Raw genomic sequence first — 16,944 nt, 5'->3', positions numbered from 1 at the left:
CTAAAGGAGGAATGGCAGAGCGGTCTATTGCAAATAATAGCTTTTTGTTGTTATTGAGGTTTATGCCTCCGAGGGTTCGAATCCCTACTTCCTCCGCAGAAAAAGCCCGTCTTTAACGGGCTTTTTTTTATCAAGATTAAAACAAAAAGAAGGTTACCGAACAAATAATGGACTTCATCAAATTAGTCGTTCCAAACTTTGTCTCAAGTTTTTAATTGAATTACTTTACACCAAATTTCAAAAGAAAATGTCTACAAAAATTGCTTTTATTGGAGCAGGAATTGCAACCAGTTACACACTCATTCCGTTCCTAGATAGTCTTACCAAACAAAAAAATAAACCCGTAGAATTATACATTATTGATAAAAGTGCTGACTTTTTCAAAGGCATGCCGTATGGTGATCGTTCTGGAAAATCCGTTTTATTAATTCAGGATTTAAAGAATTTTATCTCAGAACCACATCGGACGCATTTTAAAAGTTGGTTAAATGAAAATATAGATACGTTACAGGAGGAGTTTATCCAGAATGGAGGTCATTTAGCCAAAAAATGGGTTGAAAATAACAAACCTATATACTCTAAGGGTGATTGGGATGACTTATATATACCAAGATTCTTTTTTGGGAAATACATAAGCCGGGAAGTCTTAAATCGTATTGAAAAATTATCTAAAGAACGGCTACTTGAGGTGCACTATATCCAAAAAGAAACCACTGGTATTTCCAAAATAAAAGACCGTTTTATCATATCATTTAAGGATGGCTCAACACTAGATGTGGATAAAACTATTTTATCGATCGGATCTCTACCTTATAAGAGGTTATATGAAAAGGAAATTAAAAACCCTTTAAATGCACTTTATATCAAGGAACCCTATGGCATAGGAATGGAGGAGAATATGAATCGGATAGTTGATTTCGTAAAAGCTAGAAAGGAAAGGAACTTAAAGACAAAAGTCGCCATATTGGGTGCCAATGCAAGTGGATTGGAAATGATCTATAAAATATGTGACAAATTGCCAAAGGATGAGTTTCAAACTTCATTTACAACATTATCCTCACACGGTGTAATGCCCGACGGCACTATTGATTTAGAAAAGGCAAAATCGTTCAGACCGGTCCATTTGGAGGCTCTTTCCCGCATTTCAAGCCTTAGTGCGGAAATGATTTCAGAGGCGGCACATAAGGATATTGATGAGGCGGAAAATTTAGGTATTGGTGCAGCAACATCAGTAGGAATTATATCAAGGGGTTTTGGCTCTTTACTACCAAAATTGAACAGGGACGAACTACTTAATTTCGCCTGTTTTCATGGGAATCAAATTGGACGGCGCCAGCGCTGTGCCGGGAATCACTACCTTTCAGTTGTAGAAGAACTTTCCAGAATAAATAGGTTTACACATCTAAAGGGTCGTTTTTCTTCTTTAGAGGAAAATAATGAAGGGCTAAACCTCATCTATAAGGTCCATGATAGCAAAAATAGCAATAACGATGGTCATGAAACTTTCAACTTGGTAGTCAACTGTCTGGGCAGTGTTAATCTCTCCTCAAATGATCTCAGCCCTTTCCTTCAAAATCTAATTGACAATGGCTTATGCAAACCAAACCCCTCCAATATTGGATTTCATGTTGATGAAAGCATGCAGGCATCGAAGAATCTATTCATTGCAGGACCTCTTTTAGCCGGTAATCAAATAGAGGATAAAATATTTTGGCATTTGGAACATTGTATTCGTATTATCTGGTCCAGCAATGTGCTGTCCAAAAATCTTTGGGCCAGTTTGACGGAAAAGGTGGCCGTGTAGACCATTCTTCCTTTTTGAGTCCATATTTCATGGATTTGAAGTAGTCAAATGTTTGTGACTTTGTATTTTTGGGGTTGTGAAAATAACATATTTCATGACCCCAACATCTGTTCCCAAATTCCGACTTGTCATTCTACTGCTATTTGTAAGCACCTCATTTTTTGCCCAGGTTTCTTATGAAAATGCCTTTCCTAACCTTTCCTTTAATTTCCCCGTGGAAATGCAGGCACCACCTGATGGTAGTAACCGATTGTGCGTTTTAGAACAGCCCGGAATTATAAAAGTATTTCCGAATAGTCCATCCATCTCAGGAAATGAAGTGGCTACATTTTTAGATATATCCAACAAAGTGGCCTATAGTTCAGGTCAGGAAATAGGCCTTTTGGGCCTTGCCTTTCATCCACAGTTTATATCAAATGGTTATGTCTTTGTTTACTTTATAGATAGACCGAATAATTACAGGATCAATATCGTTAGATACACCGTATCCCAAGAGAATCCAAATCTTTTAGATGAAACCTCCGAGTTTGTTATTGCACAATTCCAAAAAAACCAGAGCGACTCCAATCACAACGGAGGAAAAATCGCCTTTGGTCCGGACGGATATCTGTACATTTCCATAGGGGATGGCGGAGGGGGCGGAGATCCCCAAAAAAATGGACAAAACTTAAATACGGTATTTGGAAGTATTTTAAGAATCGATGTAGATATTGATGGCAATAATCCCTTGGAAACCAATCCTGAACTACCCAATGGAAATTATGAGATTCCGAGTGATAATCCTAGGGTAGGACAAGAAGGATTGGACGAACTCTTTGCTTGGGGCATACGAAATACTTGGAAGTTTTCCTTCGACGAACAAGGTAGACTATGGGGAGCGGATGTTGGTCAAAATGCCTTCGAGGAAATCAACCTCATAGAAAAAGGCGGAAATTATGGGTGGAACAGATTTGAAGCTGAAAGCCAACCCAGTTATGGCTCAGGAACTTCCTTGGTCACCACGCCAGATAGTAAGCCGCTATTTTATTACGATCACAATTCTGGGGATGTTTCCATTACCGGTGGTTATTGGTATAAGGGCGGCCTTCTGGATTCCCGCTTGCAGAACGCCTATGTTTATGGGGATTATGTTTCTGGAAGGGTCTGGGCGTTGCGTTACGATGAAGCCTCCAAAACCGTGTCCAATGAACTTCTATTCAAAACAAACGGCACGTATATTTCATCTTTTAGTGAAGACGAATCCGGAGAGCTGTACTTTCTTGGGTATTCCAATTCGGCAAAAATATATCGATTATCCGGAAATTCATCGGGGCCAGAAACCATCCAAGTCAATGGTGTAGGTAATTGGTCTCCTTTGAATGCAGGAACCAATGGCACCGTAGAGTGTTTGATAACCGACAGTAATGGAAATTTGATAATTGGCGGTAATTTTAGCAATGGTGGAGGTGTAAGCGTTGGAAATTTGGCCATCTACGATTCCAATGGTAACTGGAGTGCCTATACATCAGGCTCCAATGGTCCCATATTGGATATGGCCCTATCTGATAATGGCAATCTTTTTGTAGCTGGTGATTTCAGTGAAATTGGTGGAATACCCGCAAATAACATTGCATATTACGATGGGGAAAATTGGAATTCATTGGGGAACGGAACAAACGGACCTATTTCCAAAATTTCCTTTGACAAAAGCGGCTCCGTTCTATACGCCGGTGGTGTGTTTAGCAATGCGGGAGAATTGACGGTAAATAATATCGCAAAGTGGGAAAACGGAAATTGGCTAGGTCTAACCGATAGTAGCACAAGTATAACAGGAACCAACAATGAGATTAGGGCCATTGCCTTTGATGAAGAAAACAACTTGTACATTGGCGGAAACTTTGATTTGGCAGGTGGCCGAAATGCCAATAGAATTGCGAGATGGGATGGCACCAATTGGGATGCGCTGGGAACTGGCACCAGTGGTTTCGTTCAGGCTATTGTTATAAGCAATGGTTTCGTCTATGCTGGCGGAAACTTTGTGAATGCAGGTAACAGTACCGTACGTAGAATAGCCAGGTTTCACCTTCAAAACCAGACATGGGAGGGTCTGGGTGCTGGAATCAGCGGTAATGTTAATGATTTGAATTGGCATAATGGAAATCTCTACGTCACGGGAACTTTTGAAACGGCAAGCGATATTTCTACAGAAAACAAAGTAATGAACAATGTTGCCAGGTGGAACCCTACTCTTGGCTGGCAAGCATTGGGGCCTGGAATGGACGTTGGAATCGACAATAGAGGTAATTCACTTTGTTTTATTGAGGAGATCAAGGAATTATTTTTGGGTGGGAATTTTGGCCGTGCCGGTAATAGTTCCAATACAAACAACATAGCAATTTGGTCGCTTATGGATACGGATGGGGACGGTGTTCCTGATACCGAAGATGAATGCCCTGAAACTCCTGAAAACACCATTGTCTCATCAAATGGATGTCCATTGGCAGCTTTTCCATCTGATCAGTTCACACTAAGTACTTTTAAGGTATCCTGTCTGGGGACAGCAACAGGAATATTAACGATAACAAGTAAGTCCAGCGGTAATTATCAGGCCGTTTTATCCGATGAAGAAGGTTACGAGAGCTTGAATTTTAATGAAAGTATTTCCTTTACAGACCTTGCATCGGGAACCTATAATGTTTGTCTAAAATCAATTAATGGGCAGTTCCTTGAAAGTTGCTACAACATAACTATTGGAGAACCTGAACCCCTATCGGTATCCACTTCCATGAACTTTATTGAAAATACGGTTTCTGTTTCTGTGACAGGCACATCACGATTTAGGGTTCAACTAAATCAGGAATTTTGGGAAGATGTAGAAAATGAAATTACCCTTCCCCTAACACAAGAGGTAAATAATCTTACCATCATATCGGAAGAAGGTTGTCATGGTTCATATTCGGAGACCTTACTAATGGAAAGTGCCATAACCGCTTATCCTAGTCCATTTACCGAGCAATTGGAGCTATTTCTTAACAATTTCGAAGGTGAAAAAGAGGAAATTTTGGTTTATAATACTTTAGGACAAATAGTATTCAGTGAAACACTACCTGTTTACAACAAAACCATTAAATTAGACACCTCACAATGGACGGATGGGCTTTATGTCGTTCAAATTGGGAATGGTAAGAAAAAAAGGATAATCAAAGTATTAAAATCATGAGGAAAGTCGCATCTTTAATGATGATTGCCCTCTTTCTTGGAAATTGTTCAGCGGATAGCGACCTAGCCGAAATTTTAGGGCCCTCGATTTCCATTAACCTGACGTTTCCTGAAAATCTTTCGGAATGTACGGAAGGAACTTTGGTTTCTGAAACAGAAAGTGAATTGACATTCCTTTGGGAGGGTATTGATCGCGTACAAACCTATAAAATGACGCTCACAAATCTCAACACCTCCAATATCCAAGAATTTGAAAGTGACGAACCGCAACTTAACGTGATTTTAAAGAGGGCAACCCCATATTCTTGGAGTATTTCATCAGCATCCAGTCCAAATAAAATCCGAAGTGAAACTTGGTCTTTTTACAACGAGGGTCCTGGATCTGAATCTTTTGTTCCTTCGCCTGCTACGGCGATTTCGCCTGCCAACGGAGCTTCCATCTCAGCGACCGCAACTACAGTAAACTTACGATGGAATGCTGAAGATCGAGATGACGACATTGTAGGGTATGATCTTTATTTTGGAGAGGACAATGACCCTGCGTTATTTGAATCCGATTTGGAAAATGACCAATTCCTTGGTATTCCTGTGGTAGCGGGTATAACCTATTATTGGAAAGTAGTTACTAAGGACAGTCAGGGGAATGAATCCGTCTCCCCTATTTTTTCATTTACCGTTGGATAATACCACTTATAAGTAAGATTTTAGTAACATAAAATTTATTCTTGATTATAAAATAATTCTACCGGACATAATCAGCAAATAAGAAAAAACAAGGCGCCTTTTATCTTTAGGTTTTAGATAATTCTATGGATAAAGTTTCAATTATATTTATTTCAAAAAAAAAGAGCCGTATCATTTTAAATAATGATCCGGCTCAAAGTTTTATACCAACTAGGTTAGAACTCTATAATACTAAACTGTGACCTTCGGTTCTCCTGATGTTTGACCTCTGGACATTTTACCCCATTCCCACATTCGTTGGTCAGCTGGGATTCACCCTGGGCCTTTCCAACCAAACGATCGGATGTAATTCCCAATTCATTTAAGTAGTTGACCGTTCTTTCCAATCGTCTTTCAGATAGCCATTGATTAAAATCCTCAGGACCCCTAGCATCCGTATGGGCTGAAATCTCCAATTTGACAGTTTCATGTTCTTTGAGTATGGCTGCAAGTTTATCCAACAATGACTTATCCTCATTTGTCAAATACGAGGAATTAAACCTAAAATAAACCCGCCCTAAGCCGTCTATTTGATCTTGAATCGCTTTTTGTTCTGCCTCTTTTTTATCCCTAGCGGCTTTTTCTGCGGCGGCCAGCTCGGCAGCCTCTTTCTCCTTTTGAAGTCGCTCTGCCAACAAAGCTTCCTCTTTTAATCGATTGACTTCGGCAATGGAATCTGCCTGTCGTTGTTTTTCCTTTTCAATGGCAGCCAACAATTCCTTCTTCTCCTCGCCCCTTTTTGATAGCCCCTTTTCGATACCAAATTGGTAAACTACCCCAGCGGCATGTTGGATATGGTTAGTTGCACCTTCCGACTGACTCATCGCCCACTTACCGGACGAGTTGAAATCCAAGCCCCATCTATCCGAAAACCATGTTCTAAATCCTACCACGGCATTGTACGTTCCCCTTCCCAAATTATTGGCCTCGGTATAACCCGCTCCTACACCAACGTATGGATCGAACCAACCGGTTTCCCCTATAATTTTGTTCAAATCATAGGTAATCCTAGCATCAATGGCATAATAGTCAATATCTTCAGGATTCACTTGCCCGTCAATAATTTTGCCCTCTTTATACTTGTTCAAAGTCCCTATGGCCTCCACACCTAGTCCACTTTTGAAATATCTTCCTAAACTTAACCTGGAAGGATACGGCAAGATATTCCATTCATCCCCAACATCGAAAAGTCCGTCAAAAACGTTTCCGGAATCGTCTACGGCATTGAAACCGAGGCCTACCATCCATGAACTTATGACGATACTATCCTTTGAGGTGATTTGAAGTTCTTCTTCCTGACCAAAAGAGATATTGGAAAAGGCAAGAGTTGCTATTGCTGAAAATAAAATTTTGGTTCTCATGTCCATTGAATTTGGGTATTAAAGTGTAAAACTAGTATAATAACTGATAGTTTTCAAAAAAGTCCTTTGTAAGGTATTTTTTATCGTTTGATAGATGTATTCCTATAATTATCCGATGTAATCTATTGGATTATTACGTCCTTATTTGCTTTGGGAACACTGTAAATGAAAAAAGGTGTCAACACGGCCGTGGTTTCTTTTCTTGAGTTTGTCCGGATCTTCTTTAAGAGTAAGCTTTCCTCGGATGACTTTTGCAGGGTTATATCGGGTTCATTATTGGTAGTAGTGCCTTTCAAGCGAACAATGACCGAATTTCTTTTAAAATCGATTTCCGGAACAGGAAGGCCTGGTTTTCTGGTTCTATTGATTTTTCCGAAAAACTTCTCAAATTCCAACCGACTATCAATTATTAACAATTGTTCCTGCTCAAAGCCACTATGATCGCCTCTCATAATCAGGTCCATTGCAACTGTATCGGTATTTTCAAGTTTCATTTTTTCTTGACTCTTGCAAGAACCCAAGGAAACTGCGAGAATAAATAGGAGGATAAAGGACCTAAACATTTTTTAGTCGGCTATTATAAGCTCGTTCATATACTTTCTCGTACAGTGGCAATACCTTTAAAATATCGAACTTTTCGGCTTCCTTTACTGCGTTCAATTTAAACCGCTCCAAGGTGTCATCATCCTCCAAAATGGATATCGCATTTTCGGCCATTTCCTCAATGTTCCCAATATCACTTAAATATCCTGTTACGCCATGGACGTTCACCTCCGGAATTCCTCCGGTATTACTAGAAATCACGGGAACTTTATTTATCATGGCCTCCAACGCCGCCAAACCAAAACTTTCGGTTTGGGACGGCAGCAAAAAAAGATCGGAAAAGCATAGGATTTTGTCTATTTCATTACTATTTCCCAAAAAGATGACTTTATTGCCAATGCCCAAATCCTCACATAATCGTTCCGCACCTTCTTTTTCAGGCCCCTCTCCTACCATAATCAATTTAGAAGGTATCCTTTCCTGAATCTTTTGGAATACCTTGATTACGTCGGGTATGCGCTTCACTTTCCTAAAGTTACTTATATGCGTAATTATACGCTCGCCATCCTTGGCCATAGCCGATCGTTGGCAATCCGTAAACGTGTGCTTGTATTTGTTTTTGTCTATAAAGTTGGGGATAACCTCTATATCTTTTTTTATATCGAATATCTCCAAAGTACCTTGTTTTAGGCTTTCGGAAACAGAGGTTACCACATCGGATTGATTGATGCTAAAATTCACCGCAGGCTTATAAAACGGATGCTTGCCTACAAGGGTAATATCGGTTCCATGCAAGGTCGTCACCATCGGAACATAAATTCCCTGTTCCTCCAACATTTTCTGGGCCATATAACCGGCATAAGCGTGGGGTATTGCATAATGGACATGTAACAAATCTATATTGTACAATTTTATGGTGTCCACCAATTTACTGGACAATGCCAACTCATAAGGCTGATAATGGAACAAAGGATATTCCGGCACATGTACCTCGTGAAAATAAATACTATTGTTTAAAAGTTCCAATCGCACGGGTTGACGATAGGTTACAAAATGTACCTCGTGCCCCCTATTCGCGAGAGCGATTCCCAATTCCGTGGCAACAACACCGCTACCACCAAACGTTGGGTAGCAAACAATAGCAATTTTCATGCGTATAAAATTAGTTCAATAGCTTGATTCTTAAACATTTCCTTTTGTATTGGAATTTAGCTTACCATAATAAATCCCTCTCTGAGGGTTTCATTCTGTCTAAATCCATTTTGTAATCGGTCAGTTATGAAATCCCAAAGGCATACAGGCTTTAAAGGAATCTTCCAACGGATGCCCTTGACTACAAAACTACTCTTTAATTTAGTATGGAGTCGTAAATGGCCTGCTGAATCCTAGTTCTTAACCCAGATTTAACTAAAAGGGTGTTGGAGGCCGATGGATAGGTACGGTTGGATAAAAACACATACACGATCTCCTCTTCCGGATCTGCCCAGGTGTACGTTCCCGTAAAACCACTATGTCCAAAGCTTTTTCTGGAAACACACCCGCAGGTGGGCCCACTGTGTTCCAGTTGGGGCTTGTCAAAGCCAACGCCCCTTCGTACGTTTTTATCACAAAAATAGCAGGTGTTGAATTTCTTTACGGTCCGGGAATCAAAGAACTTCGTCCCACCGTAGTATCCGTTCTGTAAATACATCTGCATAATCTTGGCCACGTCGTTCGCATTGCTGAACAGGCCCGCGTGACCTCCCACCCCACCTTGCATGGCCGCCCCCATGTCATGGACATATCCCTGTACGGTCTGGTATCTATAATAATTATCCTCTTCTGAAGGCACGATCTTGTTCTTTGGAATCTTTTCCAAAGGATTGTACGTAGTGTAGTTCGCCCCTATTCTACTATATAGAAAATCGTTTGCGAGTACATCCAATTTTTCACCAAAAGTATCCTCTACGTACTTTTTCATGACGTAATATGGCACGTCGCTATAGCGATATCTGTTGGATTTTAAATCCTGTCTTCCAATCCTATTATAAATGGAATCGTTATAGGCATCCGTGAGATATAGGTTTTCTGCAACCTTGACCGAAAAGCCATCCGTTGGTTGGGTACGATAAAATTCCTTTGAAGGCCTTCTATTTTCGTCCAAGGTGCGAACATAAAAGGGAATCCAAGCAGGCAACCGTCCATAATGCGACAAGGCCTTTAAGACCGTTACGTTCTTGATTTCCGTATTGGAATATTCGGGTACCAGTTCCTCAAAAGTATCGTTCAAGGCAATCTTTCCTTCTTCCTCCATTTTCATAACCATGGGTAAGGTCGCTAAAATCTTTGTCAGCGAAGCTAGGTCGTAAATATCATCATCGGCGACGGCAACTTCGGACTCGTACGTGGGTTTCCCAAAACTTTTGTTGTACACCACTTTCCCATGTCTCGCCACCAAAACCTGGGCCCCAGGAAACATGAGACTATCCAGTCCGTCCTGAACCAATTCATCTACCTTGGAAAGGCCCTTTGAACTAAGACCTACCCTTTCCGGAAGACTATATCCCAACCTATTTAGCGATGACAATTGAATTCCCGTTCCGGCCCGAAATTCAAAACTTCCACTTACGGGCAACTTTCCCGAGGCGTGAATTGCACCAAACAGAAGTTCCGCGGTTTTCCTCTGGGCAATGGCGCTATTTTGATAGGAGACCACCACGGCATCAATATTCTGAAACGTGGAGATATCCGAAAGTGCATACGGTTTTGCAAATACGGTCAGGATTAGGTTTGAAGACCTTAAATTGGAAATTTCTTGCAGCCAAGCGAGTTCCCTGTCAGTAAACTTATAGGGTTTCCAGGGACTCTCATTGCTCTTATGGTGTCCGATGATTACCAAGTTATAATCCTCCAACTGCTTTTTGAGCGATTCAATGGTGTTGGCATTTACTTGGGTCACCGTAGTATATTTGTTCAGTTCCGTTATGAAGTCATCATTGGGAGCATCCCCAAATTTTACATAGGCGATTTTCTTGTTTTCCAAATTTTTAATGCCAAGCAAGTCAAACCGATTCTTAACAACTGTTAGGGCGTTCTCAATGGCTTCCTCATAGAGGATATCATCCTCAACGGTATTTAAATCCTCGTACAGATTGTCCAAGGCAATGGGTCTATAATTATGGAGTCCTACCTTGAATTTTGCCATTAATATCTTCTTCACGGATTGGGCAAGCCTTGCCTCACTGATCCGGCCCCTGTTGTAGTTTTTGATCAATAGGTCTTTGGCATCCTCCACGTTCTGGGGCATTAAAAGAATATCGTTGCCTGCGTTGAAAGCGGCCAACGCTACGGCACCATCGGTACCGAATATGGCAACTCCCTGCATATTCAAGGCATCGGTAAAAACCAAACCTTCAAATCCCAGTTCCTCCTTGAGAATTCCAGAAATGATCTGTTCCGATAAAGAGGATGGCAGACCTTCCTTGATTTCCATGGATGGCACCTCCAAATGGGCGACCATGACACTACTCAGACCTTCGTTGATCAACTTTTTAAAGGGATACAGCTCCAGACTGTCCAATCGCTCCCTGGAAAAAGGAATTACGGGCAGATCATGGTGGGAATCCACATCGGTGTCGCCATGGCCCGGGAAATGCTTTCCGCTGGATAGCACACCCGCACTTTCCATACCTTTCATAAAGGCGATGCCCTTATCAGCAACCACATCCCTAGTTTCCCCAAAGGAACGGTTGCCAATGATCGGATTATTAGGATTGGTGTTGATGTCGATATCCGGTGCAAAATTAATGTGCACCCCCAAGCGTTTTGCGTGCTGTCCCACCCTGTAGCCAACCTTTTCTATGATCTTATTGTCCTGAATGGCACCTAAGGTCATGTTCCAAGGAAAAGCATAGGTGGAGTCCAAACGCATGGCCAATCCCCATTCCGCATCCATTCCCACCAATAACGGTATCTTTGATAGGGATTGAAACTCGTTGCAAAGTTTGGCCTGGCGTACGGGCCCACCCTTTGAAAAAATGATTCCCCCTATTTTTTGCTCAAGAATGAGCTGCCTTATCTTCTCCTTTTCCCCATCGGGTTGGTTAGAGGTAACCATGACCATAAACAATTGCCCTACCTTTTCTTCCAAGGTCATTTTTTGGTATTGTTCGGTTACCCAAATGGCCTGGGCCAGACTATCCGAACTGACCAAAGGGTTTTGTCCAAAAAGAAAAAAAGAGCCAAAAAGAAAAAAGAAAAATTTGAGAAAAAGCTTCATGTGTTTTTACTGTATGGAAATAACATCAAACCATGAAATTTATTGCATTTCATCGATAAAACCTAATAAAAATAGATGTTAACGACCGCTAGCACCTAGACAAAACGCGCGTGCCAACTTTCGGAAGCGGGAACTTCCCAATGTTCCATATATTCACCCTTGGTCGCCACAAGGTTGTTGAAAACGATGGTATTCCGTGATATGGCCTTCTGTTTGGCCATGGCCTTAAAGTCCAATAAGTTCTTATAGGCTATAAAACCACCTTGCTTGAACGATACGTTCATTTTATCAAGCAGTTCCACTTGGTACTTTTTTTCCAAATGTTGTATAAAATGAACCGATGCATCAATGGAGCATCCTGTGGCCGCCTGCCCACTTTGGTCCAAGGCAATTACCAAAAACCTGTTGTACTTTATCTCAAAACCGGCCTTCAGGTCCTTACCGTGGGCCGTCCAGTTTTCCAAAAAAAGTGTAAGGTCGTCCTGTATTTCGTTTAATTCCCGTTCCGTAAAACTTCTGTTCGCCTGGTAAATCCATACCCTGGAACTATCGGGTAGTGTATTAAAATCTGCTAGCATGAATCCTTCTTTATAGTTTTAAAATCAATGCCTTATAAATCTTCGGCCTTGGCAATAAGTTCCGCAATGTCCATAACGGCAATTTCACCCTCTTTTTCCTTGTTCTTAACACCATCAGTCATCATGGTATTACAAAAAGGACATCCGGCGGCAATAATATGGGGGGTTGTCTCCAAAGCTTGCTCGGTACGTTCAATATTCACATCCTTGTTCCCTTTTTCGGGTTCCTTGAACATTTGGGCACCTCCCGCACCACAGCACAGACCTCTTTGCTTGCAGCTTTTCATCTCCACCAACTCGGCATCCAATTTCCGTATCAGCTCCCTTGGCGCTTCATACACGCCATTGGCCCTACCTAGGTAACAGGGGTCGTGAAAGGTGATGCGCTTTCCTTTGAAGGTTCCTCCCTCCATGGTTATACGTCCCTCCTGCAACAACTGCTTCAAAAACTGCGTATGGTGCACCACCTCATAGGTACCTCCAAGACCGGGGTATTCGTTCTTGATGGTATTGAAACAATGCGGACATGTGGTCACAATTTTCTTTATTTCATAGGCGTTCATCACCTCTATATTGGTGACGGCCTGCATCTGGAACAAAAACTCGTTTCCTGCCCTTTTGGCCGGATCCCCTGTACAGCTTTCCTCCGTTCCCAAAACGGCAAAGGTAATATTGGCCTTGTTCAGAATTTTCACAAAGGCCTTTGTAATTTTTTTGGCCCGATCGTCAAAACTACCGGCACAACCTACCCAAAACAATACTTCGGGTTTTTCACCGGCAGCGAACATCTCTGCCATTGTAGGAACTTTAAGGGTGTCAGCCATTTCTAGTCTTTTATGATTCGGTACTCCAATTCAAACGGTCCATTTGGTTAAAAGGCCACGGAGCTCCATTATTTTCGATATTTCCCATCATATTATTCAAATCCGATGGTGCGGCCGATTGTTCCATTACCAAGTACTGGCGCATGTCCATTATTATGGATAATGGATCTATACTTACCGGACAGGCTTCCACACAGGCGTTGCACGAAGTACAGGCCCACAACTCCTCCCTGGTAATGTAATCGTCCAACAACTGTTTCCCGTCCTCCTTGAATTCCCCCTTATTGGCATCCAGAATTTTTCCCACTTCCTCCAATCGGTCCCGCGTGTCCATCATGATCTTTCTTGGGGACAATTTTTTACCTGTCTGATTGGCTGGACATTCGCTCGTACATCTACCACATTCCGTGCAGGTATAGGCATTCAGCAATTGCACCCAACTTAAATCCATCACATCCGATGCCCCGAATTTTGATGGCACATCCCCAGTATCTGCGGGAGCGGCAAACGGGTCGGCATTAGGGTCCAACATCAATTTTACCTCCTTGGTTACAGCCTCCAAATTCTGAAATTTTCCCTTGGGCCCCAATTTTCCGTAAAAGGTATTGGGAAATGCCAATAGGATGTGCAGGTGCTTTGAAAAATATAGATAATTCAAAAAGAACAGTATCCCCACAATGTGCAACCACCATGCGGTTCGCTCCAAAAGAATCAGGCTGGAAATGTCCATACCAGTGAACCAATCTGATATATACTGACTTACGGGAAAACTACCGGCCTGCACGTAATGCTCCGCACCCAATTGCTGCAAACGGAAATCCGCCGCGTTCATAGTGAGAAACAAAAGCATCAGCACCAACTCAATGTAAAGGATAAGATTGCCGTCTTTCTTGGGCCAACCCTTCATTTCCGGCTTTAAAAATCGCTGGAGTTTTAGTATGTTCCTTCTTATCCAAAAAGCGATTACCGAAATAATGACCAAGAGCGCCAAAATCTCAAAAGATGCAATCAGGAAATCATACACAGGACCCAGACCTGCAAAAATTCTATGTGTACCAAAAATACCATCGATGACGATTTCCAAAACTTCAATATTGATAATGATAAAACCAACATAGACAATTACATGGAGCAATCCCGCTACAGGGCGTACGACCATTTTGGATTGACCAAAGGCGATCCGGAGCATATTGCGCCATCTTGTGGGTTTGTCATCGGAAACATCGGTATCTTTTCCCAATAAAATATTGCGCCTAAGTTTACCAACGTTTTTGGCGAAATATCCGATTCCCATAATAAGAATCGCTACAAAAAGGATATTGGGTATATACTGCATTGATTTATTCTATTTTAGCGGCCGGATCATCTTCCGGAACCTCATATTCCTTTTGTTTTTTACCGAAGACCGAAACGTTCACGTAGCGTTTTGGATTTAATCTAAAGTCCTGTAGCAACAGATCCAACTCCCTGGAAGCAGCGGTTAAATTGGAATATAGCTCCTTATCGTTCATTAACTTGCCCAAGGTACCATCACCCTGTTCGATTTTAGAAATCACCTTGTCCAAATTAGACATGGTGGTTTCCAAACTGGCCAAAGTCCTGCCCAGACCTGCGTTGTTCAAAGTATCCGAAAGCTTGGCAAAATTATAGGTAAGGGTCTCAAAATTGGTAAGCGAACTATCCAACTTTTGTTCGTTGTTGGCCAAAATATCGTTTAATACCTTGGCACTTCCATTGAGGCTCGCCATAAGTTCACTGAGTCCGTTAATTGCGGTCTGTAAATCCTTTTTGGTCTTGGTATCAAGGACCTGGTTCACGTTGATCAGGACAGAGTCCGCATCGGAAACGGCCGATTCAAATTTTTTGAACAAAGGGGTCAGTTTTTCCTGGGCCAGCTCCGTCAAGCCGGGTCTTGTTTCGGTGGAAAGCGTATCACCGGATCGAACGGTCTCTGCACCGTCGAAAACGGGTGTAATCTGCAATCCTTTCCCGCCAATTATTCCCGTATCGTACAATTCTACGGTGCTATTTTTGGAAAATTGAAAATCGCTGCTTACCGTAAAGGTGACCACCAAATTTCCTTTTGTATCCTTAAACTTTATATCGTTTACCTTCCCTACGCCAAAACCATTAATGGACACAACGGTCCCGGCCTGTAGTCCGCCCACATCTGGATAAACCGCGTACAGGGTTTTACTATTGTCAAAAAGTGGTGTCGATTTTAAATAACTAAACCCCAAAATAAATAGGAGTATTCCTCCAATTACAATAATTCCCGTCTTAATTTCCCTGGATAGTTTCAAGCAATCAATTTTATGTTTCTAACAAAATTAGGAATAAATAACATACCAATGGCCGTTATTGGGATTCCTCCTCCACCTCCTTGGGCACGGAAACCCTTACGCCCTTTTTGTAGGCTACGATATATGCCGATGGGTACCCCGTCCTGGCCGCTTTAGACTGCAACATCTTCGCCTCCCTGTAGGATTGGGTAGACCCGTACATATACCGAAATAAATTATTATAGGCTTCCTTGGTAATTTGGGGCAGTCCTTTAAAATTTTCCGGCGACAAAGCCAAATCCTTACTACTCGCCATTAACTGGACCTTATAGATAATGGCATTTTCATCCGGTTTTTCCTCTACGGTTTCTTTTGGTTCCGATACGGCCAATACTTCCTGTTTCTTTTCTGCCGATTCCGGTTTTTTGATTTCTTTGATTTCTTTGGATTCCAAAGTTTCCTCTTTGGAAACTACCACCGCAGCAACGGAGGAACTTTCGTCCTTCAACGATTTTTCCGGTGTAGTGGGGTTCGAAACTTGGGTCGCTTGGGATACCCCTTGTACCTCAGTCTTATATTTTAAAATGGCATCCGCAATGGCGGTGCCCATTTCGGCCTGTCCTTTTGATGAATTTAAATAGGCCCCTTCATCCTTATTGGTCAAAAAGCCCGTTTCCACCAAAACACTGGGCATAAAGGTTTGATGCAACACTATAAAACCGGCCTGTTTCACCTTTCTGTCCACCCGCTTTAGCCTACCGGACATGTTATCTTGAATGTTTTTCGCCAAGGCGATGCTTTGGTCCAAAAACTCTTCCTGCATAATGGTGAGCCCGATTACGGATTCCGGCGAATTGATGTCATAATCCGCATATCGGGTTTCGTAATTGTCCTCCAGGTAGATTACCGAGTTTTCCTTTTTGGCGATTTCAAAATTCTGCTTGTTGGCATGTAGTCCCAAAACGAAGGTTCCGGCCCCGTGGGCATCGGAATTATGGGAATCGCAATGGACAGAAACAAACAAATCGGCATTCGCCTTATTGGCGATTTCACCTCTCACAAAAAGATCCACAAAGGTATCGTCCTTTCTGGTGTAAATGATTTTGATGTCCTTATTGGCAGAAAGCAGTTCGCCAACCTTCAGCACAATCTTTAGGGCTATGTCCTTTTCCAAATAACCGTTCCCTAGGTTTCCCGGGTCATGGCCACCATGGCCGGCGTCCAATACCACAATGAATGGATCTACCGTAGGTCCTTTTCCCGTTTCCGAGGCACTGGCCATCATCGGTAGTAATAACAAGGAAACAAGGAAGATAATTTGGGGTTTTATTTTCATATTCTTAATAGGTTTCTCCACCTCCTTATATGGTTAA

Annotated in this window: 12 protein-coding genes and 1 tRNA gene; 4 read left to right on the top strand and 9 right to left on the bottom strand. The window is 42.0% G+C overall.

The annotated features are described in order from the left end of the window. Positions 1–5 precede the first annotated feature (5 nt). The 4 genes from FEK29_RS17835 to FEK29_RS16070 all read left to right on the top strand — a co-directional run bounded on the left by FEK29_RS17835 (position 6) and on the right by FEK29_RS16070 (position 5,686). A tRNA-Lys gene (locus FEK29_RS17835) sits at positions 6–96 on the top strand. 151 nt (positions 97–247) lie between these two features. Then, positions 248–1,804: an FAD/NAD(P)-binding protein gene (locus FEK29_RS16080; protein WP_138259462.1), complete on the top strand. Its 1,557-nt coding sequence runs from the start codon at positions 248–250 to the stop codon at positions 1,802–1,804. A gap of 94 nt (positions 1,805–1,898) precedes the next feature. Beyond that, on the top strand, positions 1,899–5,003 hold the full coding sequence (locus FEK29_RS16075; protein ID WP_138259461.1) for a PQQ-dependent sugar dehydrogenase: 3,105 nt from the start codon (positions 1,899–1,901) through the stop codon (positions 5,001–5,003). Then, the gene (locus FEK29_RS16070; RefSeq protein ID WP_138259460.1) at positions 5,000–5,686 is read left to right on the top strand and encodes a hypothetical protein; all 687 of its coding nucleotides are present in this window, start codon (positions 5,000–5,002) and stop codon (positions 5,684–5,686) included. The genes FEK29_RS16075 and FEK29_RS16070 overlap by 4 nt, the downstream gene beginning before the upstream one ends. Positions 5,687–5,901: 215 nt before the next feature. Here the strand turns inward: FEK29_RS16070 and FEK29_RS16065 are convergent, their stop codons facing one another. The 9 genes from FEK29_RS16065 to FEK29_RS16025 form a co-directional block, all read right to left on the bottom strand. After that, complete coding sequence (locus FEK29_RS16065; RefSeq protein WP_138259459.1) at positions 5,902–7,086, bottom strand: OmpA family protein; 1,185 nt, start codon at positions 7,084–7,086, stop codon at positions 5,902–5,904. Positions 7,087–7,208: 122 nt separating this feature from the next. Next, positions 7,209–7,580 (bottom strand): hypothetical protein, encoded by a 372-nt coding sequence (locus tag FEK29_RS16060; protein ID WP_138259458.1) that lies wholly within the window; start codon positions 7,578–7,580, stop codon positions 7,209–7,211. Between the two features lie 61 nt (positions 7,581–7,641). Beyond that, positions 7,642–8,781: an N-acetyl-alpha-D-glucosaminyl L-malate synthase BshA gene (gene bshA / locus FEK29_RS16055; RefSeq protein ID WP_138259457.1), complete on the bottom strand. Its 1,140-nt coding sequence runs from the start codon at positions 8,779–8,781 to the stop codon at positions 7,642–7,644. Positions 8,782–8,977: 196 nt separating this feature from the next. Beyond that, positions 8,978–11,887, bottom strand: coding sequence for a glycoside hydrolase family 3 N-terminal domain-containing protein (locus tag FEK29_RS16050; RefSeq protein ID WP_138259456.1), 2,910 nt, complete (start codon positions 11,885–11,887; stop codon positions 8,978–8,980). Positions 11,888–11,982: 95 nt separating this feature from the next. Continuing rightward, positions 11,983–12,465 (bottom strand): ABC transporter ATPase, encoded by a 483-nt coding sequence (locus FEK29_RS16045; RefSeq protein WP_138259455.1) that lies wholly within the window; start codon positions 12,463–12,465, stop codon positions 11,983–11,985. 32 nt (positions 12,466–12,497) lie between these two features. Next, the gene (locus tag FEK29_RS16040; protein ID WP_138259454.1) at positions 12,498–13,289 is read right to left on the bottom strand and encodes a (Fe-S)-binding protein; all 792 of its coding nucleotides are present in this window, start codon (positions 13,287–13,289) and stop codon (positions 12,498–12,500) included. 10 nt (positions 13,290–13,299) lie between these two features. Next, positions 13,300–14,625: a 4Fe-4S dicluster domain-containing protein gene (locus FEK29_RS16035; protein ID WP_138259453.1), complete on the bottom strand. Its 1,326-nt coding sequence runs from the start codon at positions 14,623–14,625 to the stop codon at positions 13,300–13,302. Positions 14,626–14,629: 4 nt separating this feature from the next. After that, positions 14,630–15,592 carry an MlaD family protein gene (locus tag FEK29_RS16030; RefSeq protein WP_138259452.1) on the bottom strand — a complete coding sequence of 321 codons (963 nt, stop codon included), beginning with the start codon at positions 15,590–15,592 and terminating at the stop codon, positions 14,630–14,632. Positions 15,593–15,647: 55 nt separating this feature from the next. Continuing rightward, complete coding sequence (locus FEK29_RS16025; protein ID WP_138259451.1) at positions 15,648–16,907, bottom strand: N-acetylmuramoyl-L-alanine amidase family protein; 1,260 nt, start codon at positions 16,905–16,907, stop codon at positions 15,648–15,650. Between the last annotated feature and the right edge of the window lie 37 nt (positions 16,908–16,944).

Origin of the sequence: Maribacter aurantiacus (assembly GCF_005780245.1) — a bacterium.
Classification (GTDB): Bacteria; Bacteroidota; Bacteroidia; order Flavobacteriales; family Flavobacteriaceae; genus Maribacter; species Maribacter flavus.
The sequence above is the reverse complement of the archived record's forward strand: the minus strand, read 5'-3'. Positions and strand labels throughout refer to the sequence as shown.

Bases quoted from the DNA above. Each gene is read 5' to 3' on its own strand.
- FEK29_RS16070 (WP_138259460.1), top strand. From the start codon at position 5,000: ATGAGGAAAGTCGCATCTTTAATGATGATTGCCCTCTTTCTTGGAAAT.
- FEK29_RS16035 (WP_138259453.1), bottom strand. From the start codon at position 14,625: ATGCAGTATATACCCAATATCCTTTTTGTAGCGATTCTTATTATGGGA.
- FEK29_RS16075 (WP_138259461.1), top strand. From the start codon at position 1,899: ATGACCCCAACATCTGTTCCCAAATTCCGACTTGTCATTCTACTGCTA.
- bshA (WP_138259457.1), bottom strand. From the start codon at position 8,781: ATGAAAATTGCTATTGTTTGCTACCCAACGTTTGGTGGTAGCGGTGTT.
- FEK29_RS16065 (WP_138259459.1), bottom strand. From the start codon at position 7,086: ATGAGAACCAAAATTTTATTTTCAGCAATAGCAACTCTTGCCTTTTCC.
- FEK29_RS16025 (WP_138259451.1), bottom strand. From the start codon at position 16,907: ATGAAAATAAAACCCCAAATTATCTTCCTTGTTTCCTTGTTATTACTA.
- FEK29_RS16040 (WP_138259454.1), bottom strand. From the start codon at position 13,289: ATGGCTGACACCCTTAAAGTTCCTACAATGGCAGAGATGTTCGCTGCC.
- FEK29_RS16060 (WP_138259458.1), bottom strand. From the start codon at position 7,580: ATGAAACTTGAAAATACCGATACAGTTGCAATGGACCTGATTATGAGA.
- FEK29_RS16045 (WP_138259455.1), bottom strand. From the start codon at position 12,465: ATGCTAGCAGATTTTAATACACTACCCGATAGTTCCAGGGTATGGATT.
- FEK29_RS16080 (WP_138259462.1), top strand. From the start codon at position 248: ATGTCTACAAAAATTGCTTTTATTGGAGCAGGAATTGCAACCAGTTAC.
- FEK29_RS16050 (WP_138259456.1), bottom strand. From the start codon at position 11,887: ATGAAGCTTTTTCTCAAATTTTTCTTTTTTCTTTTTGGCTCTTTTTTT.